This window comes from Limnothrix sp. PR1529 (assembly GCF_002742025.1).
Lineage (GTDB): Bacteria > Cyanobacteriota > Cyanobacteriia > CACIAM-69d > CACIAM-69d > CACIAM-69d.
The window spans coordinates 1-21,930 of record NZ_LIRO01000115.1 but is presented as its reverse complement, the minus strand read 5'-3'; the positions used below and the strand labels follow the sequence as shown (position 1 = coordinate 21,930).

17 protein-coding genes and 2 pseudogenes are annotated in these 21,930 nt (G+C 52.1%); 5 read left to right on the top strand and 14 right to left on the bottom strand.

The window, feature by feature from the left end; genetic code table 11:
- Positions 1-131: 131 nt before the first annotated feature.
- The 3 genes from AMR42_RS15820 to prmC all read right to left on the bottom strand — a co-directional run bounded on the left by AMR42_RS15820 (position 132) and on the right by prmC (position 4,407).
- Positions 132-1,292 (bottom strand): histidinol-phosphate transaminase, encoded by a 1,161-nt coding sequence (locus AMR42_RS15820; protein ID WP_099534619.1) that lies wholly within the window; start codon positions 1,290-1,292, stop codon positions 132-134.
- Between the two features lie 745 nt (positions 1,293-2,037).
- Positions 2,038-3,231, bottom strand: coding sequence for a formate-dependent phosphoribosylglycinamide formyltransferase (purT, locus tag AMR42_RS15815; RefSeq protein WP_099534618.1), 1,194 nt, complete (start codon positions 3,229-3,231; stop codon positions 2,038-2,040).
- Between the two features lie 267 nt (positions 3,232-3,498).
- Positions 3,499-4,407: a peptide chain release factor N(5)-glutamine methyltransferase gene (gene prmC, locus AMR42_RS15805; RefSeq protein WP_099534616.1), complete on the bottom strand. Its 909-nt coding sequence runs from the start codon at positions 4,405-4,407 to the stop codon at positions 3,499-3,501.
- 448 nt (positions 4,408-4,855) lie between these two features.
- Here prmC and AMR42_RS15795 point away from each other — a divergent pair, with 448 nt between their 5' ends.
- The gene (locus AMR42_RS15795) at positions 4,856-6,085 is read left to right on the top strand and encodes a DNA cytosine methyltransferase (RefSeq protein ID WP_099534614.1); all 1,230 of its coding nucleotides are present in this window, start codon (positions 4,856-4,858) and stop codon (positions 6,083-6,085) included.
- Between the two features lies 1 nt (position 6,086).
- Here AMR42_RS15795 and AMR42_RS15790 read toward each other — a convergent pair whose 3' ends face one another.
- Together AMR42_RS15790 and ileS are read right to left on the bottom strand one after the other, a co-directional pair.
- Entirely contained in the window at positions 6,087-6,878 is a 792-nt protein-coding gene (locus AMR42_RS15790; protein WP_099534613.1) for a hypothetical protein, read from the bottom strand.
- An 89-nt stretch (positions 6,879-6,967) separates the two neighbouring features.
- Complete coding sequence (ileS, locus tag AMR42_RS15785) at positions 6,968-9,796, bottom strand: isoleucine--tRNA ligase (RefSeq protein ID WP_234407046.1); 2,829 nt, start codon at positions 9,794-9,796, stop codon at positions 6,968-6,970.
- Between the two features lie 379 nt (positions 9,797-10,175).
- Between ileS and AMR42_RS15775 the strand changes: the two genes are divergently transcribed.
- Entirely contained in the window at positions 10,176-10,973 is a 798-nt protein-coding gene (locus tag AMR42_RS15775) for a hypothetical protein (protein WP_099534611.1), read from the top strand.
- Between the two features lie 171 nt (positions 10,974-11,144).
- Here the strand turns inward: AMR42_RS15775 and AMR42_RS15770 are convergent, their stop codons facing one another.
- The 3 genes and pseudogenes from AMR42_RS15770 to AMR42_RS15760 all read right to left on the bottom strand — a co-directional run.
- On the bottom strand, positions 11,145-12,218 hold the full coding sequence (locus tag AMR42_RS15770; protein ID WP_099534610.1) for an abortive infection system antitoxin AbiGi family protein: 1,074 nt from the start codon (positions 12,216-12,218) through the stop codon (positions 11,145-11,147).
- A gap of 138 nt (positions 12,219-12,356) precedes the next feature.
- Positions 12,357-12,965 carry a Uma2 family endonuclease gene (locus AMR42_RS15765; RefSeq protein WP_099534629.1) on the bottom strand — a complete coding sequence of 203 codons (609 nt, stop codon included), beginning with the start codon at positions 12,963-12,965 and terminating at the stop codon, positions 12,357-12,359.
- An 82-nt stretch (positions 12,966-13,047) separates the two neighbouring features.
- Positions 13,048-13,200: pseudogene (locus AMR42_RS15760) on the bottom strand (Uma2 family endonuclease); the annotation flags it as partial.
- A 35-nt stretch (positions 13,201-13,235) separates the two neighbouring features.
- Here AMR42_RS15760 and AMR42_RS20035 point away from each other — a divergent pair.
- Positions 13,236-13,850 carry a hypothetical protein gene (locus AMR42_RS20035; RefSeq protein WP_143473136.1) on the top strand — a complete coding sequence of 205 codons (615 nt, stop codon included), beginning with the start codon at positions 13,236-13,238 and terminating at the stop codon, positions 13,848-13,850.
- 121 nt (positions 13,851-13,971) lie between these two features.
- On the opposite strand, the gene AMR42_RS15750 is transcribed toward AMR42_RS20035, so the two are convergent.
- The 6 genes and pseudogenes from AMR42_RS15750 to AMR42_RS15725 form a co-directional block, all read right to left on the bottom strand.
- Complete coding sequence (locus AMR42_RS15750; RefSeq protein WP_099534607.1) at positions 13,972-14,337, bottom strand: chemotaxis response regulator CheY; 366 nt, start codon at positions 14,335-14,337, stop codon at positions 13,972-13,974.
- A gap of 403 nt (positions 14,338-14,740) precedes the next feature.
- Positions 14,741-14,974: pseudogene (gene yidD, locus AMR42_RS21270) on the bottom strand (membrane protein insertion efficiency factor YidD); the annotation flags it as partial.
- Positions 14,975-15,051: 77 nt separating this feature from the next.
- Positions 15,052-15,321 carry a YciI family protein gene (locus AMR42_RS15740; RefSeq protein ID WP_099534605.1) on the bottom strand — a complete coding sequence of 90 codons (270 nt, stop codon included), beginning with the start codon at positions 15,319-15,321 and terminating at the stop codon, positions 15,052-15,054.
- 117 nt (positions 15,322-15,438) lie between these two features.
- Positions 15,439-16,932 (bottom strand): carotenoid oxygenase family protein, encoded by a 1,494-nt coding sequence (locus tag AMR42_RS15735; RefSeq protein WP_099534604.1) that lies wholly within the window; start codon positions 16,930-16,932, stop codon positions 15,439-15,441.
- A gap of 130 nt (positions 16,933-17,062) precedes the next feature.
- Entirely contained in the window at positions 17,063-17,344 is a 282-nt protein-coding gene (locus AMR42_RS15730; RefSeq protein WP_099534603.1) for a LuxR C-terminal-related transcriptional regulator, read from the bottom strand.
- A 183-nt stretch (positions 17,345-17,527) separates the two neighbouring features.
- Positions 17,528-18,346 carry a YdcF family protein gene (locus AMR42_RS15725; protein ID WP_099534628.1) on the bottom strand — a complete coding sequence of 273 codons (819 nt, stop codon included), beginning with the start codon at positions 18,344-18,346 and terminating at the stop codon, positions 17,528-17,530.
- A 567-nt stretch (positions 18,347-18,913) separates the two neighbouring features.
- On the opposite strand from AMR42_RS15725, the gene AMR42_RS15720 reads away from it, so the two are divergent.
- Entirely contained in the window at positions 18,914-19,501 is a 588-nt protein-coding gene (locus AMR42_RS15720; RefSeq protein WP_099534602.1) for a hypothetical protein, read from the top strand.
- Between the two features lie 711 nt (positions 19,502-20,212).
- Positions 20,213-21,916, top strand: a complete 1,704-nt coding sequence (locus tag AMR42_RS15710; RefSeq protein WP_158234512.1) for a glycosyltransferase family 39 protein — start codon at positions 20,213-20,215, stop codon at positions 21,914-21,916.
- Positions 21,917-21,930 lie beyond the last annotated feature (14 nt).

Below are 21,930 nucleotides of genomic sequence, written 5' to 3'. Positions count from 1 at the left end.
TGGCAGTGATGACTTTTCAGATATCCCCTAAAATTTCGCGAACTCCGCTGCTAAAGTCTGGCTGCTAAAAAACGGCTTCCCCCCGATCGATCAGGGGGAAGCACCTTTGCAGCAAATTTCAGCCCGATCGCCTAGCGGGAGGCGACAGTTTGCGCCAAGGCCACCCGCATTCGATCGACAGTACGTGCATTTTCCGCCGGGCTGCCCACGGTAATACGCAATCCGCCTCCTGTGTGACGAATCAGGGTTCCCTGCTGCTTAAGCTGCTGCACCAAATGAGCCATGGCTTCATCGGTGTTGGCGGCTCCCTTCAGGCGAGCGTAAAGAAAATTCGCTTGGCTGTCCCACAGTTCCAGTCCTGGCAGGGCCCGTAACTGCTGGAGCAATCGATCGCGCTCCGTCAAAATTTCTGGGACGATCGCCAACAGGTCTCGGCGGTGGGCCAACGCGGCGAGGGCGGCCGCTTGGGTAAAGCTGGGCAGGTTGTAGGGTAGGCGTACCTTTTCCAGAATGGCGGACAATTCGGGATTGGCGATCGCGTAACCCACCCGATGGGCCGCCAATCGAAACGCCTTCGAAAACGTCCGCAACACCACCCAGTTGGGCCGCGCTTGCAGTTCGCCCACCACGGTGCGACGACTGAATTCAAAATAGGCTTCGTCAATCACCACCAAAATATTGGGTGGCAGTCCCCGCAACCAGTTGAGTTCCGCCGTCGTCAGAGCGTTGGCGGTGGGGGAGTTGGGATGCACCATCCACACCACCCGCACGGGCGAGGGGGTCAGTTGCGCTTGGGCAATGACCTGACGCGCGGCATCCAGATCAATTTCAAAGGTTTTGGGCGATCGGCCCACTCGTTCCACCGGAATTCCCAGGGTTTGGGCCAAAATCCCATACATGCCAAAGGTGGGCTGGGCCACCAACACGCGACCACGACCGCCCACACAGGTGGCAATCAAGATCGATCGAATTAATTCATCCGAGCCATTCCCCACGGAAATTTGCCCAGGGGCGATCGCCTCCGCCGTGCCGTTGGCAATGGCCGAGCAGGCTTCATTCACGTATTGGGCGATCGCCCGCTTCAGATCCGTATGATCGCCTCCCGGGTAACGGTTGGTTTCAATCAGGTTCTGATAGGTTAAGCAGAGTTTTTCTTTCAGCGCTTCCGGCAACTGATAGGGACATTCATTGGTGTCCAGACGATCAATCTCAACGCCCGTGGGTAACTCTCCCCCCGGGTGAGCCTGATAGGCGACAAACTCAACCAAATCTGGACGCAAAAACTCCAACATGGTGCGGGCTACAAATGGCTGTTAGGGAGGTTGACCGGCCTTCCGTCTTCAAACAACGGAATGGGCTGCACAAAAAATCTGAAACAAACCCCAAAAATTCAATTTCAACTGCAATTAGATGGGCAACACCGATATTGATCTGCTGTTGATCTGTTATTGATCTGTAGTTAGTCTGTGATTTGGCTAGGATCCCCCCCTTGAATCGCGAACTGAATCACAGGTAGAACACAAACTTAATCTAGTTCAAGCAAGCCAGTCTAATCAAGCTAGTTTCATTGGGCTAATTTAGTCGGGCTAATTCGCTCAGGCTCATTCAATCCGACTAATTCAACCGGGCTGATGCAATGCATTGGATAAGTTGATTAGTTGGGGCTTCCATAGCACCGGGTTGAAAAGCCACCAGTTAACGCAAAAATGATCAGCATTGAAACAAGAATTGATTGGCGATTTAACCTAAAGATGGCTTGAAGATGGCTTGACCTGAAGGTGGCTGGATGGGGCTGAAGGTTCTTCAAAAATGATCTAGTCCCAAAACCACGGCGGCCAACATTTTCTCAAGATTTTTGAGGATGCATTTGGACGATCGCCCTCATCATACCGAGATTCTCCTTGCAAAAACACTGGACTCCAGAAAACGCAATCGAAAACCGGTTGGGGCCTCCGCTCTGCCCGACCTTGGGGAGCGATCGTCGCTGGCCTCGGAGGCGATCGCTCCAGCAGCACATTCAGCGGCCCCATCGGCTCCCTATAGCCCCGTCAGGTTGACCTGAACCGATCGCGCCACTCGATTGGCCTTGGCCCGGGCCTGGTCGATCGAGTCAGCCCGCGCCAGGGCCACCCCCATCCGCCGATATTGACGGGTGCTGGGTTTGCCAAACAACCGCACATCCGTGCCCGGCTCCATCAGGGCTTCCGCCAACCCGTCATAGACCACCGACTCTGCGGGATCCGACTGGCGATTGGCCAAAATGGCAGCACTCGCAGCCGGTTCGTAAACCGTAATTTCTGGGATGGGCAACCCCAGAATGGCCCGCAGGTGCAACTCAAACTCGTTCAGGTTTTGGGAGATGAGAGTGACCATGCCCGTGTCGTGGGGGCGGGGCGACAGCTCAGAGAAAATGGCAGCGTCAGGCGTGATGAAAAATTCCACCCCAAAAATGCCCGCGCCGCCCAGGGCCTCCGTCACCCGTTGGGCGATCGATTGGGCCTGTTTCAACAGCTCCGGAGCGATCGGGGCCGGTTGCCAGGATTCTTGATAGTCACCGCGTTCTTGACGATGGCCGATCGGGGGGCAAAACAACGTTGGCCCCGCCCACTGCCGAATCGTCAGCAGCGTGATCTCCAGCTCAAAGTGAATAAATTCCTCAACAATCACCTTGGCTTGGTCACCGCGCCCCTGTTCGGTGGCGTATTGCCAAGCGGTGGTTAGCTCCTCGGGCGATCGCACCACGGATTGACCCTTGCCCGACGAAGACATCACCGGCTTCACCACATTCGGAAAGCCAATCTCTGCCGCCACGGCCTGCAATTCCGCCAAGGCGGCCGCATAGCCATAGCGAGCCGTGCGCACCCCCAACTCGCCCGCCGCCAAGTCCCGGATTCGATCGCGGTTCATGGTGTAGTGGGTGGCGGCGGCCGTTGGAATGACGGTGATTCCGCGTGCTTCAAACTCCGCGAGCTTTTCGGTGCGAATTGCTTCAATTTCCGGAACGATGAAATCTGGGCGATGCTTCGTCACGATCGACTCCAGCGCATCCCCATCCAACATTGAGATGACCTCTGCCTCGTCGGCCACCTGCATCGCGGGCGCATTGGCATAGCGATCGACCGCAATCACCTGGTTGCCCAGACGCTTGGCCGCGATCGCAAACTCTTTGCCTAACTCGCCGGAGCCAAGCAGCAAAAAGGTTTTAGGCAAAGTAGAACCGGTGACGGACATGAACTTTCAACACACCATAGCTGAACGATCATCAACGCCGCAGCCCCAGACCAGAGGCCACGTTTTCCCTGAACATTTTTGCCTGAACGCTTTCCTGGATGCGGTCAACGCCACGGAACTGGATTCGGCTCTTTCTGGAGGCGGCACTGATTCCAGCGCAACCACCCGATCAAGCACCCATCCCAGTCCCGATCGCCATCCCGATCGCCCCTTAGAAATCGCTCAGGCAACCCAGGGCAAAAGCCCGTTCAGATAACCTTCCTATTATCACGCGGTGGGGGCGATTTCCACAGAGAGCGGGCGACGCAGCGGTTGGTATCTAGCCGAAACAAATCGATCAATCCCCGCCAAATCCCGATGGGCTGTAATCTCCTGATAAGACCCCTTGGCCCACAACAGTTCCATCACCGTCGGAGCCTGCCCAGCCATCACCTCCACCAACCAAACGCCACCCGGTCGGAGATAGGCCGGAGCCGTCTTCACCAAATGACGCAAGCAATCGAGGCCATCGGATCCCCCATCGAGCGCCCCATGGGGTTCATGGTCAGCAACTTCCGGCTGCAACGCAGGCACTTCCGCACTCGGGATATAGGGCGGATTGGAAACCATCCCCGCCAGGTGGCCTGCCAGATCCGTCAGGGGTTCAAACCAGTTCCCCAACGCGAGGTGAATTCGGTGATCCAACCCTGTGTGCATGGCGTTGAGATGGGCAATTTCCAGCGCCGCTGTCGATCGATCCACTGCCCAAATTGTTGCCTCCGGCATGGCTTCCGCCAGCGCCAGGGCGATCGCCCCGCTCCCCGTTCCCAAATCCGCCCAAACCCCCCGCCGCAAGAGGGCATTCGTCGCCGTCAGCTCCCAAGCCAAGTCCACAATTAACTCCGTCTCGGGCCGAGGAATCAGCACCCCGGGAGACACCTGCAGCCGAAAATTGCGCCAGCCCACCACCCCAGCCAAGTACTGCACCGGTACGCGATCGATCAATCGCCGTTGCCACAATTGATCCAGGCGTTCTAGGTCGATTCCCGAAGGCAAATCGCCCACCTGGAGCCGCAGCCGCAGCCGATCGACCCCGGCCCATTCAACCAAGAGCCAATCCAGTTCCCCAATGGGCACTTGCTGCTCCGATGCTTGGCGGCGCGCTTGCGCATACCAAGTCCAAAAATCCGCTGTCATGGATCACACCGCTCCGCAATTGCCACAAAGCCCCGAGTGAACAGTGCCCCGCTGCGATCGCTTTGTACCGCTTCATGGCCCTTCTCGCAATGACCGGGCCACAAATTGTGCCCATGGAACCCGCCCAAAAATCAACGGCAACCATTGGCCCGAGCACCCACTTAGGCGATCGGCAATCCATTTCAGGAATGATTTCGGCTAAAACACGCCCGCCAAGGCCAAAACGCACCGATCGCCCGCCAGCACAGAACACCTCAGGCGCGGTTGTTAATTCTGAACTGCAACACTCTCCCCAGATCTTGAGCCTCAGATCTTTTGATTTTTGCAAGGAATTTCATATCATGGCAAAGTCAGAGATCTTGCAAGGGCAATGCCCAATCCTTAGTCATTATCAGCGGGTGCTGTTAGCCCAAATTCCTTACTGTCACCATCAATTAATAGCTTTCATATGATTCAAGCCTTAAGTTTTTTTTCAGGGTGTATGGGCCTTGATTTAGGTCTCGAAAAAGCGGGCATTGAAGTGTTACTCGCATCAGAAATTGATCCAGCCGCTCGACAAACTATTCAACTGAACCGTCCCTACCTACCCCTATTGGGCGACGTGAGAGATTACACAGCCCCCGAAATTCGATCCCTAGCCAAGCTAAGAGCTAATCAGGATCTTGATTTAGTCGTTGGTGGGCCACCTTGCCAAGCTTTCAGCAGTGCTGGCAAACGGCAGAGCTTTAATGATGATCGCGGCAATGTTTTTTTATTATTTATTGATTTGGTAATTGAATTAAATCCTCGTTTTTTTGTCCTGGAAAACGTCCGAGGATTGCTATCAGCCACGCTTCAACACCGCCCCATGCACCTGCGCGGCAAACATGCACCACCCCTGAATCCAGAGGAAAAACGCGGTAGTGCCCTAGTGCACATCATTCAAAAAATTAAATCTGCTGGCTATAGTGTTTCATTCAATCTATACAATGCTGCTAATTTTGGCTCTCCTCAACAACGAGAGCGGGTGGTAATTGCTTGCAGTCGTGATGGGCAGAAATTGCCCTATTTAACACCAACCCATTCTGAAACAGGGCTTTATAATTTGCCGCGCTGGCGCACGCTACAGGATGCCTTAGCGGGCTTACCTGCCGAAGGTCATGAATTTGTAAAATTCCCTGAAAAGCGCTTGAAATATTATCGCCTGTTAAAAGCCGGACAATATTGGCGAGATTTGCCACCAGAACTACACGCGGAAGCCCTTGGCGGTTCCTATCAAGCTGTGGGCGGAAAAACAGGTTTTTATCGCCGTCTAGCCTGGGATAAACCATCGCCCACGATCGTCACCCATCCAGCGATGCCAGCGACCGACTTGGCGCATCCTGAGGAAGATCGCCCCTTAAGTATTCAGGAATATAAACGCTTACAAGAATTGCCAGATGATTGGGTGATTGCGGGTAAATTACTCGATCGCTATCGCCAAATTGGTAATGCAGTTCCCTGTTCGCTAGGGAAGGCGATCGGTCAAATGTTGCTTGACTATCTCAACGGTCAAACAGAAACCAAATATCCTGACTTTCCCTATTCTCGTTACTCTAAAACCGATGACGTGAGCTGGTGGGCCGACGTGGTTGGCAACTCAGAAGAGTCGGAACATCATCCTGATCAATCACAGCAACTTTGCCTAGATATCTTTTAATCTATTGCCCATTCTGAAAAGCAAGATAGGCCGCCTCAATATCCAAAATCATGGTTTTTATGCTGTCCTCAACTAGTTCATACTCAATCCCAATCTTCGACCAGAATTTTTGACCACAAGCCCGAGGAATTGTGGGACTAGAAAAGTTCCAAGTCCCTAAACAAAACGCAGCAGCAAATAGAGAAAACTCATGAATAGCTAACTCTTCCTGGGATCTGGGCTTTTGGCTACCGGTTAATGTGCCAGGTGTCGTTTTGAGTTGCGTGAAGATCGGGTTGGTTTGGCCCACCTCAAAAATAATGATGTCTATTCCTGTAATTTTGATCCCAAAGTCTTTTTCTGGACTGATGGTATAAGGACTGATTTTAGCCAAATCTTCCCATAGTTGACCCATTTTGGTGCTTAAACTGCGAGAAATTGCATTACTAGCAGTAAAGAGTGTTGCACCACAGAGTTCATAGAGATTTTTGGGATTTTCAGCCGCTTGGCGAGGCGATCGCACTAGGGACGGGATTGAGTCAATAAATTGCTGGGCAAATGCATGACATTTTTGGGCGATCGCCTCTGATTGGTTTTGGCGATCGAGTACAGAGTTGCTTTGCCGATCGGCTGTAATTTGTTCGCGGCAATAGTCCAGCAATAGCGGCTTGATGGCAGTTGCTCGCTGATAGGTCGTTTGCAAACTCGGCTTGATTTGTGGAGGAACTGTTATTGACTTGGCATAAGAATCAATTAACGCTGCCCGATCGCCCAAGGAGAGCGATCGCAAGTCATCTATTTTCAAATCATTCATAAAGTCTGGCCGAGATGATTAGCAGAGCAGAATCATTCAGCATATTCCAGGTAGGGGCGCACCGATGTGCGCCCGCAATTGCGCCAGCTTTAAAAAGTGCCCGCCAAGGCCGAAACGCAGCGATCGCACACCAAGGGATGTTCCTCAATCGTGCTGACCGAAGGCGAATAGTTCCAGCAACGATCGCACTTGTGCCCCTCGGCATCCACCACGCCCACGCCCAGCGGCTCCGATTCAAAGCTGTATTTCAAGCCCTGGAGCCGATCGACTCCATCCAGCAATTCCACCTGGGACGTGATGAACAAATAACGCAATTCATCGACTCCGTTGGTGTCATCGCCCAGGGAAGAAACCGGGTTGAATTTCGACAGTTGATCGCGCAGGGAATCATCGGCCACATAGAGCAGCAACTTCGCTTCCAGGCTGGCCCCGATCGCCCCATCCTTGCGGGCCGCTTCCAAGACCTTGTTGGTTTCCATGCGAATTTGGCGCAGGTTCTGCCACTTTTCCGCGAGGGTGGGTTGCGACCAGGCGGGATCGATCGCCGTCCAACCGGCTTGGAATACCGATTGATGGGATTTGGTGTAGGGAATCGCTTGCCAGATGTCTTCGGCCATGTGGCAGAGCACCGGGGCGATCGCCTTGGCCAGGTTTTCCAGGGCGATCGCCAAGACCGTTTGGCAACTGCGGCGACGGAAGGCGGCCGGCGCGCTGATGTAAAGTCGATCTTTGGCGATATCTAGATAGAAATTCGACAGATCGACCACGCAGAAATTCTGCACCGTTTGGAAGAACTTGAAGAATTGGAAACTGTCGAAGGCTTCCGTAATTTCGCCAAAGACTTCCGAGATTCGATGCAGCAAATAGCGATCGAGTTCCGGCAGTTGATCGTAGGGAACCGCATCCGTTGCCGGGTCAAAATCGTGCAGATTGCCTAACAGGAACCGCGCCGTATTTCGGATCTTGCGGTACACATCGGCCATCTGTTTCAGGATTGTTTTCCCGATCGGCACATCAGAGGAATAGTCCACCGACGACACCCACAACCGCAGCACATCCGCACCGTAGGGCGGGTTTTGTTTTTGATCCTTGCCGCCGTTGATGATTTCCAGCGGGTCGATGATGTTGCCCAGGGATTTGCTCATTTTGCGGCCCTGTTCATCGAGCGTAAACCCGTGGGTCAACACCGTTTTATAGGGCGCATGGCCGGAGTTGGCGACGCTAGTGAGCAAGCTCGATTGGAACCAGCCCCGGTGTTGGTCGGAGCCTTCCAGGTAGAGATCGACGGGGTAGCCCAGGCCACGCTGTTTGGCCACCGCCGCCCAGGAGGAGCCGGAGTCGAACCACACATCCATCGTGTCCGTGCCCTTGGTGTAGGTGCGGCCGTTACTGCGGTAGGGTTCCGGCAACAGTTCCGCCACGGACAGTTCCCACCAGGCATCGGAGCCGCGATCGCGGAAAATGTCGCGCACATGGGCGATCGTCTCGGCGTTCATCAGCACCTCGCCGGTTTCCGCGTCGAAGAACGCCGGAATCGGCACGCCCCAACTGCGCTGGCGGGAAATGCACCAGTCCGATCGCTCGCCCACCATCGACTCAATCCGGTTTTGGCCCGTGGCCGGAATCCAACGCACCTCCCCGATCGCCGCCATGGCCGCCTCCCGGAAGCCATCCACCGAGGCGAACCACTGCTCCGTCGCTCGGAAGATCGTCGGCTTTTTCGTCCGCCAATCGTAGGGATATTTGTGAGCGTAGGGTTCTCGCTTCAGCAGTGATCCCGCCTCGGTCAGGGCGGCGATCACCGCGTCGTTGGCATCCTTCAGCACGTTCAACCCGGCGAAGGGGCCGGCTTCCTCAGTGAAATTCCCCCGATCGTCCACGGGCGACAGCACCCCCAACCCGTACTTTTGGCCGGTGATGAAGTCCTCTTGACCATGGCCGGGAGCCGTATGCACCAGCCCTGTCCCCGATTCCGTGGTGATGTATTCACCGCCGATCACGACGGGCGAGGTGCGATCGAACAGCGGATGCTTGTATTGGCAATGCTCCAACAGCGCACCCTTGAACGTGGCTCGCACCGTCAGGGCTACCCCCAAGATGGTTGCCAGCGACTCCGCCAAATCCTTGGCCACCACCAGATAGCGCGGCAGGCCCGCCAGTTCCCCGGCCGTATCCACCACCGCGTAATCCAAAGCCCCATTCACGGCCACGCCCAAGTTACCGGGGATCGTCCAGGGGGTCGTGGTCCAAATCGCCACGCCCAAGTCCGCCGCAAACTCGCCCAGCACCGATTGAGCCGCCGCGCTCAGTTCCGTCACCCGAAACGCCGCGTAGATCGATTGGGAAATGTGCCCCTCGGGATATTCCAACTCCGCTTCCGCCAAGGCTGTTTGGGAACTGGGACTCCAATGCACCGGTTTCAGACCGCGATAGATATAGCCCTTGGTGAACATTTCGCCAAAGACTTCCAGTTGCGCCGCCTCGTATTCCGGCTTCAGGGTCAGGTAGGGATTTTCCCAGTCGCCCCACACGCCCAGGCGCATGAATTGGGCTTTTTGGATCTCGACCTGTTCGAGGGCGTAGGCTTTGGCTTTTTGGCGCAGGGCGATCGGGGTGAGGCCGGCGCGTTCGTCTTTGCCCAGGGATTGCAGCACTTTCAGTTCGATCGGCAGGCCGTGGCAGTCCCAACCGGGAACGTAGCGCCCCTTGCGGCCGCGCAGCAGTTGGTAGCGGTTGATGATGTCCTTCAGGGTTTTGTTGAGGGCGTGGCCCATGTGCAACGACCCGTTGGCGTAGGGTGGGCCGTCGTGCAGGGTGAAGGTTTCGCCGGGGTTGCCTGCTGCCAAGGTTTCGTAAATGTTGGCTTCTGCCCAGAAGGCCTGAATTTCCGGTTCGCGCTTGCTGGCGTTGGCCCGCATGTCGAAGGCGGTCTGGGGCAGGTTAACGGTGTCCTTATATTGGCTTTCGGCCTTGGCAGTTTTGTCGGCAGTCACGGCGGTGTCGCTTGCGTCATCAAAGGGTTGCAGTCCCTAAGATTCTACCGGCTGACGGCCGGGCTGGCGGGGTGGCTGAAATTCAGGATCGGTATAATGGTTTGTGAGGTTTTCTTGGCGGGGCGATCGGGGGTGGGACGATGAATGCAATCAGCTACTCGGCGCTGCGGGCGAATTTGGCGAGCACGATGAATCGGGTTTGTGACGATCGCGAGCTGTAATGACGAGTCGCATCATGCTCTTGGACTTGTCACTGAAATGTAGGCAAGCGCATTGAATTTCGTATGCCAGCTCAATTACAGAAATGAAAGCTGACCAGAAAATGCTTGTTACATTTGATTCCAATGTATGGAGAAAAGTGGTATCCCCAAAAGCATTTCCCCGCGATCCAGATCGGGTTTTCTATGAAAAAATTCATCACTTCTTGCAGAATGGTCAATTGAGGGGACGACTCTCAGAGACAATTTTTACCCTGGAGGCGATTGAACGAGATAAAAGATCGAAGACATTGAGTTCAGCCAGGTTCAACGTGATAGTTCAAGAGGCGTTTGAAGCGGATGGATCTATTAGGATGACCATTCAGCTTGCTTCTGATCCATCATTACATCCTGGAAATTCTGACTATCTCAACAAGCATCTAGAAGATGCTGAAAAGCTTGGACTTCAGATTATGCCATGTCCTCGATTCGGAAGATTTGTAAATCCAGACATCAAGGACAGCTTGTATGTCATACCGGACTCTTCTTCTATTGATCAATGGATGACGACTTTTGCAATGGTTGCAAAAGAGTTAGAAACTCGTGGGGTTGGTATGTCTATAGTTCAGAAATTAGGGGAAGAGTATATGGCACAAGGTCAGATATGGCCTGAAGGATTAGATAATGCTCCAAGTGCAGATGTTAAAAGAGCAGTAGCTGAATGGGCTGATGGAGATTCTGTGGCAGCACACGTCGCATTTGGAAATTACTTTTTCTGTACTCTAGATCAGGGAAAAAGTGCTGGTAGTCCGTCTGTCTTTTCTCCAGAAAATAAGCTTTGGCTAGAATCTGAATACCAAATCAAATTCGTAACGCCAAAGGAACTGTGCGAATTAATGAACTAAGCCAGTAGGCTTCATAGCGTTCCCAGGCTTTGCGTGGGAATGCACGAGGGATGCTCTACATCCCTTCAAGACTGGAGATCGAAATGAGACGCAGAGCGTCTGGGCTGCATTCCCACACAGAGCGCAGTAACGATGCGATACTTTGCGAAGCAACTATGCCAAGTTTAGCTGCTAGAAGGGTATATCCCAATCAAGAGAGTCTTGTACACCTTGCAAAGTGTCTAAAGCGATTCGAGATTGATCTCTTTTTCGTAGATTTTCTTCTTCAATCTGCCTTTGACAATCAAGGATGCCTTGGTTGATTTTAAAGATTTGCTCTTTGAGCATCTCATGCTCTTCTTGAAGACTGGCAATGAAATCTTGGCGTTCCTTCAGTGTTTTGAGTGTTGATTGGTACTCGTCCAAGAGTTTTTGAAGCTGGACTGAGGCTGGCTCTCCAATTGTCTTCTTGAATTTGATAGAGCTATTTTTCTCTTCCCAGATTTTGGATTGACGATTTAAGAAATCAGTGACATCATTGTATTCCTGCCACGAGCGAACAAATTGGATATGATCTTTATTAACTTGAAGAATATCCTCAATAGCACCTTGTTCCTCTTCAGGGCAACAAATGATTCTCAGGTCACTATGCTTAAATGAAAAACCGGTTTCAGAAACCATTCTCCATTCTCGTTCCCACATAAAACCTTGAAATCGATTGCTTTCTAGTATTGGGAAGACGAGTGGGTAAAACTTTCTGACAAGATCTAATAGTTCTTCTGAAGCTTGATCTATATTCTTTTCCTGCTCTTGCCTCTCCAGATCATTAAAAATCTTATTTATTTTTTGAATCATAGGCTGATCCAAGTAGATAACTGGTCGAACTCCAGCCCGAACTAAGCTGGCTTTGGAAAAGCCTAGTCCAAAGCGTTGATCTTTGACCCACCTCGTTTTTTTTCGTCGTCTGAAGAAATCTAATGCAAATGTTGGTGACTCAGTAAAGCAAACCACCTTGGCTTTATAGTCACTCTTGTTTTCAGGAATACAAGACTCTAAAAATCCCCAATCTGATTCTTCGACATCATCTAGATCATTGATACTTTTACCTTGAAGAATAGACAGAATCTCTTTTTTTCCTGTCATATGAATTAGAAAAGGCGACATATCAGGCTTTTCAATAGGGCTTAAATCAAACGTAGGTGTTGAAATAAAATTATTATTCCAGTGTTCATAGTCATCATGATAGCCAGGAGGTCTTAATGACATAGTTTACAGCCCTCGGCTTGTTTACCGTTTGTAGTTGCCGAAAAATACTCACCAAAAGTCTAACATAATTTATATCGTTCCCACGCAGAACGCGGGAACGATGTGAACGATGAGAATCAACGTTGCTTCGGCTGAATATTACACGATCGGGAAGTTGACCCGTCGGTAGATTTCAGATAGCGGAATCGAGAGTTGCAGATTGCTTAACCAGAGAGCCGCATCGATTTCCCCGTAGCTGGTGAACGTCCAAGCCACCGCATCAGTTTTGCAATAGTGCTCGATGTAGGGTTCCTCAGCACTAACCAACAAATAATCTTGAAAGCTGGGGAGCGATCGATATTTGCGGAACTTTTCGCCCCGATCGTACCGCTCCGTTGAAGGCGACAACACCTCCACAATCAAACTAGGATTCAGAATTTCATCATCGCGATCGCCGTGAAATTCTGGCTCCCCCCGCACCACCATCCCATCCGTATAAGTGCAGCAACGAGCGTCAGGAATCCAAACTCGCAAATCGCTGTTATACACCTGCCAATCCGTATCCCGCAGCGCAAAGTGCAGAAACGCCACCAGGTTTACCGCAATTTTGCTATGCGCCTCTGATCCGCCAGCCATTTCCACTCGAATTCCATCGTGATATTCATGCCGTTGCTCGGCGATCGCTTCCTGCTGCCAATAATCAGCCAAAGACAGGCGATCGCCCTGCGATGGCGGCACGCTCGGAGCTGACGAGATTGACGCAACCATGGCCAAACTCAAGTAAACCGTGAAGTGTAGGTTAACGCCTAGCTTAACTGGTAAATATCCGAGCCGCCGCATCAGTTTGGCAATAGTGCTTGATGTCGGGTTCCTCAGGGCTAATTAGCAGATAATCTTGGAGGATGGGGAGCGATCGATATTTGCGGAATTTTTCGCCCCGATCGTACCGCTCCGTTGAAGGCGAAAACACCTCCACAATCAAACTAGGATTCAGAATTTCATCATCGCAATCATAGATGACCTATAGGAGAATTTCTGATGTCATGGCTTCAGGGCTTGAAAGGCTGCAAACCAGCAGCATTGATGTTAGGTCTCAGCTTCCTGGTGATGCCAGCCTTCACCGCCACAGCCAGTGAACGATACCCTACGGAACAAGAACTGCGACAACTTCGCGCCGACCTGTCCCAGCGGGTTCGATCGCTGTTATCTAGCGAAATGAGCCACCTAATCGATGATTCTCGTACTAGCCAAGAACGGCAGCGCCGACAGGCTTTTGTGAGTGCTTGGACAAGGGCAAATCCAGCAGCTGCGCCTTTTTTGGGCTTATGGATTGGCTACGAACAAACTCTGAGTATCTACCCATCCAGAAACCGCAATCAGGTCTGCTTGATTGAAGGGAATGAAGATGGAAGTGCCAATTTTGCGACGGGCACAGTACTGCCAAATGGGGATATTCAAGCAAGCGATCGCCGCTTTATCATCCGTAGCGGCAACTACCTTGGAATTGCCAGCGTTGATTATGGTCAGCCAAATGTAGGAGGAGAAACGCCTCTGCATAGTCCATACCCACTAGACGATCCGAGTCGCTTGAATCTGAGCCGCAATCAACGTCAGCAATTTACCCAAGCAGGCTGCACTGCATCACGACCTTAACAACCATATTCCCTGTTGTTCTGGTAACCAAAGCCGATCGCCCAGATTTGGTTGAGTTTCACGGGCGATCGCCGGATGAATTATCCCAATGACTAACCGTTAGGAGTTGACCGGGAGCAAACTAGTATCCCAAAACAGCCTGAATTTTTTGCTTCAGCGTCTCGGCATTGAAGGGCTTAACAATGTAGTTGTTAACACCGGCTTCCTTGGCAGCGATCACATTCTCCGTTTTGGATTCTGCTGTCACCATGATGAAAGGTGTGGCGCTTAGTTTACGGTCAGCTCGCACTTCTTTCAACAGTTGCAGCCCTGTCATTGGCTCCATGTTCCAATCTGCAATGATCAGCTCAACCCTATTTTCCCGCAGCTTTTGAAGGGCGCTAACACCATCACCCGCTTCTTCAATATCGTCATAACCAATCTGCCTCAGCAAATTCCTGATGATTCGGCGCATGGTGGCGTAGTCATCAACGACTAGAACTTTCATCTTCTGTTGCTCCTATGGGTGGAGAGATGGTGAGCCATCAGGTCTATGCTTGGGCGAAAAATGCAGCGCTTGGCAAATTTGACTGTGATGGCCACGACAATGAATGAATCTTAATAGATTGGATTGGTTAATGCGGCTAAAAACATCAAGGCTCAAAATTAGTTTATGTTTTTTAATTTTTTGGATATCAATCTTTTAGATTTCAATCTTTTGGCTGGATTGTTTCTGAATTCGCCACTTCCGAATTGGCTAAATTAATTGGTTCAATGCCCTCGGTTTCGATCGCCACAGAGGCGATCGACTGGTTGCCCGATCGCTGATATTTGGCCCAAAGGGGATGGGGCCGGCCGGCCATTGCATCGGAGTCGATCGCGCCGGGGCCCAGGGCCGCCCGCCAAGACCAGGTTTCCGGCAAGGGGTCATAGCCTCCCGGTTGGAAGGGATGGCAGCGCAGGATGCGGGCCAAGGCTAACCAGCCCCCGCGCCCCAGGCCAAATCGCTGAATCGCCCCGATCGCGTAGTGGGAGCAGGTGGGGTAATAGCGACAGTTGGGGCCCAACAGGGGCGATAACAGGACTTGGTAAAGACGCACCAGCCCGATCGCCAGTCGGCCAGGGAGCGATCGCAACAGGGAAATATGGTTGGTAAAACCTGTTTGGTAAAACCCGTTTGGTAGCTGTTTAGGCTTTTGAGATATCCTCTCAGGCATCTTTTTTAGAAGGCTTGAATCCATTCTTTGATTTCGTATTCTGTCCAAATACCGTTTTCCCAATAGGGATCGGCTTCGATGAGCTGACGAACGATTTCTTCGCTGTCTGCTTCATAGATGCCAAATACTTTGCTGTTGTCTTTGGTGGGGCCTAGGGTGATCAAAATGCCTTCTGCTTTTTGTTTGGCTAAGCCGTCTAGGTGCGCCTGTCGATAGGGGGTGCGTTTTTCGAGAGCATCTTCACAATAGCTGCCAAACAAAATGTATTTAGCCATGGTTCAAGAGTTGTGATGAATTAGGTTTTTTGGGGCTGCCGATTGCGTGAAAAAGCAAAAGCAAGCATGAAAGCGGTGGCTGAACGTGGCTCCTTTCAGCCACCGCCTTCAGGCAACTTAGGAAGTGGATTTGGGATGCCAAACTCCATGGAATCCGAGGTTAATCGGGTGGGGGAAGGCTAAGCGGGCGATCGGGACATCATCTAGCTGATCGCTCTGCCAGATGCGCAGGTCGCTGCAATCCCGATTGCCATCATAGACCACGCTCAGGATCCAACCCGATCGCCCGTCGCCGGCCGGGTCGGCCACAAACAACGGCTCCGAAGGATAGCACCCCGGTTCTAGGCTGGCATAGGTGATGCGATCGGTTTGGGCATCGTGGCGGGCGATCGTGCCGAATTGTTCCTGTTTGAAAGCGGCGGGGCGATTGAGGTCGGGTCGATGGGCCGAAAAGTAGCTGTAGCGGTTGGGGGAGCCAACTTCGCTGGGGGCCACGGTCGGAAAGTCCGAATGGCGATCGAACAGAATCCGTTGATCCAGCAATTGCCGCCGCTGGAGATCGAACCGCAATTCCACGTATTGGGATGTTGCAAGGGTGTTGATTTTGCCGCTGGCCGCTTCCTTCAGGTGTTGGTTGGTGGCAAAGTTTGGGTAACGCGCCATGGTCAGGCTGACGGAGCGATCGGGATTCTGCCAACCGTTGCCAAAGTGCCACTGAAACCAAGGTTCCGCTTCAATGGTGGCGGCGAGGGTCAGGGTTTCACGATCGACAAACCAAACTTGCGTGGGCCGATCGCCCTGCCACTTCATCGCGTCACTGAAACATTTGAAGTTCAACAGCGCTGGCAACAGTTCCAAACTCAAGGGCGGAATGCAAAAGACCAGATAGGGCCCCGCTAACACGCAATCATGGATTAAGGGCAGGGATCGCAGGGGCAGTTGGCGTTGGGCCAGGAGGCGACCGGCGCGATCGAACCGCAGCAAGTTCAGCTTGGGACGGGGGCCCGGCAACACTCCAAAGTTATAGATTTCGCCCGTGGCTGGATCCACCTTGGGGTGAGCAGAGAAGGCCTGACCCGGCTTCAGCACCCCATCCAAGGAATCGGGGCCAATCGTGGTCAAGTTGTCTAAATCCAACGCATGGGGCCAACCCCCTTCCCACAGGGCCAGGAGCCGATCGCCCCAGGGCAGAACGGAAGTGTTGGCGGCATTTTTGAGATCGCGCCCCACCCGTTGCCACCAAGGTTTTGGAGCCAGTTGCCCGTAATTGGCAAACAACCATCGATCGGCCGCTTCTTCCTGTTCGTAGGCCGCCGTTTGTACCATCCGATAGGTGGCTCGGGCCTGGGGTGGGCCTTGGGGTTGATCGGGCGATCGACCAAAATGCACCGCCAACACCGCCCCATCTCCATCAAACCAATGGCCCGTGGGCTGTCCCGATCGCACTATCCGGCCCGGCCCGTTGCGGTAAAGCGTGCCTTGCAAATTTTTGGGAATTGCCCCAGCGGTCACCGTCAAGGGCGTGAGCGGAAATTCGATCGCCGGTCGCTGCACGGCCGGCAACCATTGAGGATCGCGACTCGTCTGAGCTTGCTCTGTTGCTAAAACCATTAATTTCGCAATCTCCTGACGAATGATGGCCTGTGTTTCGCAGTTCAGCGCGGCCCTACGTCAATCTGGGATGACCTAGGGCGAGCTGAAATGAACTGGCATGAATCTGAAGAGTCATCGTCGGCTGTTCCTAGGAAGCCGTTGCGCGATCGTTTTCCACTTCCACGGGCGGCACGTTGGGCAATGTGCAGCAATTGACCTGATCTAGGCAAACCTTGCCCCACTGCAACGCCCAACGCACCAAAGCCACCCGATTTTCGGTTCTGGTTTTGGTCAAGATATTACTGATGTGGTTATCAACCGTTCGCTTGCTGATCTCTAACTGCTCCGCAATATCTTGGTTGGTTAAACCAGCAGCCACTAATTCAACAATTTGCAGTTCGCGATCGGACAGGGAGATCCAGTTATCCATGGGACGGTAAGACTTTCCGTTTGTTGAATCCGTATATTTACTTATTTTCCCCCAGTTGCTTGCGGCCTGGGGAAGCGACAACCGGGCCAAGCGCCCCGTTGCTTCAGCAACTCAGATCCCTATGAGTGTACTTGACGATTCTTAACATGCCTATGGGGCACGGGCCGATCGATCCCAGCGGCCCTAAATCCAGCCCCGCAACCAGTAAGCCACCATCCCCACATATTCTTTAATGGCCCGAGTGGTGGCCCGCAAATTATCCGCATCGGGCAAGAAATTCAACGCAATTCCCTCTGGAGAACTGCGCCGCTCACGCTCATCTTGATCACTAAAAAGAAAATCCGTGGGAGCCGCGATCGCCTCAATTCCCAGCTTGCGAAAAATGGCGATCGAGCGCGGCATATGCATCGCTGAAGTCACCAACAACACCCGCCGCAACCGTTCCCGCTCCAAAATCTTCTTCACCTCTTCGGCATTTTGGCGCGTGTTCAAGGAGTTGGGATCCTGCAACATGTCCTCGCTCGGAACTCCCATTACTCCCGCCAACTCCGCCATGGCCGCCGACTCCGGTTGACCGCCCCCGCCCCGCCAAGCAATTCGACCGCCACTAAAAATCAGCTTCGAAGCCTTGCGATCGCGATAGAGCTTCACCGCATAGAGGGTGCGATCGCCCTCATCAGCCAGATCAATCCAAGGGCGAGGTGGCTCCGTGGACTTAATGCCCCCACCCAAAACCACGATCGCATCGGCCCGGGGCAGGTCACCGGAGCCGCCCGTTTGTTGCTGAAGCACCAGGGCCCGCGACTCCAGCGATCGGGTCAGGGCCACCGCCACCCACCCATTCGCCGCCGTCCACAAAATCACCAGCGCCAAGGCCACCGCCCAAGCAGCCCAACGCCCGCGCCGCATTGACAGCAACACCAACGCCGCCACCATCAGAGCGCAACTTAGCCCCAGGGGATAAAAAAACAGTGGCAACAGCTTCGATAAAAACAAAAACATGGGCAGCGATGGCAAGGGCAGAAACAAGGACGAAAGCATAGTTCATCATTCATAATTCGCCTTTGCTTGTCAATCGCCGTTTCAGTTCCTAAGCCAGCATAAGACAATGAAATCGATGAGTAATTTTTTAAAGGTTTGGCACAAGATTTAAAGCAATTCCCAAGAAGGAATTCAACACAAAAATTACTGGAGCGAGTTGAATTTTGATTTTGGATTGATTTTCGGCAAAACTTAAGATTCAGATTAGATTTTCGGTTATCTATCATCAAAATTGTCAAAAATATTTAGAAAATCATTAATTAATTCAGCAAAAACCATTAAATATCGATCAGTTCATGATCGCATGGGTCAAAACACTTAATGCGGGCTTAACCATTCATTGAATAGAAATTAAATGAAAACCAAGCCAGTCAACTCAGTAAAATTCAAGCTATAATTATTGCCGATTATTTTCAGCCAACCGCTTTTGATTGGTTTTAATCACGCTCAGAGTAATTAAGATTACCCTTTTAATCGGTTTTCAGAATTAGTCTGCTGGATTGGCTCAATGAATTGAAATGGGATCCTATGCAAACATCGATGACCTTGCCGGAACCGATAACCTTTGAAGCGGCGATCGAGCTAACGCAAGAATGGCTCGATCGCTGGGCTACTGGATCCTGGACAACAACAGAATTCGCAACGGCGGCCGCTCAGTTAGTGGCCAATGTGGCCGGGGCCCGTGGTTTTTTTGTGGTCTATTTGACCGATGAGCGATCGATTGTGGATCCTGCGCCGGAAGCCCTTGTGGTCACCCTCGCTCAATCGCCAGACCAAGTGTTGGAACTTTTGGTGAAAAACCTGGCCATGGCGGCGGCCATGGTGGTGATTCACGAGCGAGCGGGCGATGGGGCCATGGCTGACCAATCTCGCCGCACCAGCCGCCGATCGGGCAACCTGCTTCAGCAACTGGATCAGTATTTCGCCGCCCATCCGATCCTCCTGGCAAAAGCCGCCAGCCCTTCCATCACAGAGCTGCTGCACCAACTCCGAACCGCAGCCACCGAGCAAACCGGGCCCTTCGCTGACTTCCTGGAACGGTGGGGCTATGACGATTTGCAACGGCGGGCGATCGTGCGGGCGATCGAACATGTGGGTATGCAACCGGGTCGCTAGGGCAACGGCCAAGCGTTTTCGATCGAAAATCCGCCTAGCCACTCAACCGGCGGGGAAGTTTAGCCCCGATCAGCGCACTTGTCTGGGGGCGATCGATCCCGATCGCTCAAATCCTCAACCCTGCGGGAGAACCCCATTGAGGCAAGGGGCTTCAACCCCTTGTCTTCCCTAAATTTCAAGCGCTATTACCCATACTGATATCAACACTAAAACTTTGAGATTAATTTTTGAATTAATTTTGGGATTGATTTTGGGATTGATTTTTGAATTATTGTGCCCGTTGTTACCGGATTTGCCTTGTTTACGCTTGCTTGGGACTTTCGATACAACTCCGTAAACTCGTTTGTCTTTTGGGTGCTTTTTTTAACCCAACACTTAGACCAATTAGCTTTTATTTTCTAATTGATTATCTAGAATAATCGATCCTCGAAATCCATGACAAGCTCCAAAAAATAATTCGATGGGTAACCGAAAGTTATAAGATGCAAGGCTACCGACGGTAAAACACAGCCTCCACAGTCAAAAATCATTTTGACAATCTCTATCCATACCTTGGTGAATATCTGCGATTCATCAGTCAACTCATTCACAAATCAACCTATTCACAAGTAAAGGCATCACAAGTCAGCTTAAAAAGCAATGGAGATCTCCCTGAAATTTCATCGGGCGATCGCCTGTTTGTGGTTTTTGCTTAACGAAAATTCAAAATCAATGACACAAGAAACGATCGTGACCCAAAGCAAACAACCTTGGGGTAATCGTTGGCTCACGTGGATTCTGGCCATGCTGGTTGGTGTGGGGGTTGTTCTCCGATTTAGCCATCTCGAAACCAAAGTGTATTGGGGCGATGAAGTATTCACCTCCTTTCGGATTGCGGGCTACACCCTCGCGGAAGTCAACCGGGAACTACTGGATGAGCGCCCCCGCACCGTGGCTGAACTGCAAGCCACCTATCAGCAACCCCATGAGCAGCGATCAATGAATGACACCATTCGATCGCTTGCGGAAGATGACCCCCAACACCCCCCTTTTTTCTATATATTCGCCAGGATTTGGGAACAAATTTTAGGCAGTGAATTAGGCACGAAACGCGCTTTTGCAGCCCTTTGCAGCCTATTGCTCATCCCAGCATCGGCCGGCATTGCTGTGGAATTATTTGGTAGTCAATTGGCTGGCTGGATTGCGGCGGCCATGGTTTCCCTGTCGCCATTTCACTTACTTTATGCCCAAGAAATGCGGGAGTATGGCCTTTGGGCTGCCATGATTGCTCTCACCGGTTGGCTGCTTTTGCGGGCACTCAGAACGGGTGGCGTTTGGGCTTGGGTTGGGTGGAGTTTATCGCTCACCCTGTTGCTCTATACCCATCTGTTTTCGGTCTTAATTGCTGGGGGATATTGCTTGGTTGCGGCCTATTGGCTCCGGCGATCGAGTCAGTCTGTTTCGGCTGATCAATCTACTCTCACTCGATCACCTTCTGCGGCTAATCAATCCGCAATAACCGAGCAAGTTGCTCCAGCAAAGGCTCCCCCAGCGCCCCTGTCCAGGCAATGGCAATTCTTTGGAATCAGTACCCTCAGTGCTGGCGTTTTATTTTTGCCTTGGATCATTGCCACTCTCCAAAACCTCAGCACCATTTCCCGCACTAACGGATTTACTGCCCAAGCCGTTCCTCTCAGCACATTGCTTTATAACTGGTGGCTGAATTTGGCCCGACCATTTGCAGATTGGGAGCCAACAGGACAGATTTTGAGCAACCCGATCGCGGCGCAGGGAATTGTCTTGGGTATTGCCATTTTGGTGGCCATTAGTTTTTGGAACTTGGCTTATCGTCAACCGCTGTTGAGTCGGTTGTTGTTGTGGGCAATGATGGGATCGCAGGGCTTGGCATTGGTGATTTTAGACCTCAGTCAAGGAGGATTTCGATCAGCCATTATTCGCTACCTTGCACCTTGTTATTTGGGCTTACAACTGACCATCACGGGCTATTTGTCAACGCTGTTGCTGCCAAATACCATTCCCGATCACCCTGCTCAGCAAGCTCATCACTCATCCAAATTCTTGTTCATCAAGCAGAACATTGGTCAGAACATTGATCAAAACATTCATTACATTCATCGGCGGCTCATTGCCTATGGCCTTTTGGCTATCCTGTTGATCGCGGGCGGCAGTTCTTGCGCCATGATTTTGCCTGCCAATACTTGGTGGAACAAACAAGGGAGCTATGCAATTCCTCCCTTGGCTCAAGTCATTGAGCGCTATGAATCACCTTGGATTGTTGCTTACGACACCATGCCGCGCATGTTCTCCCTCAGCTATCACCTCAATTCTCGGGTCGTGATGCAATTTATACATGCTCAGTCACCTGTAAATGTGCCCCCAAATTCAGAAGTGTTGAATGACAGATTCAGGTTATAAAAAAGGGGTAATAA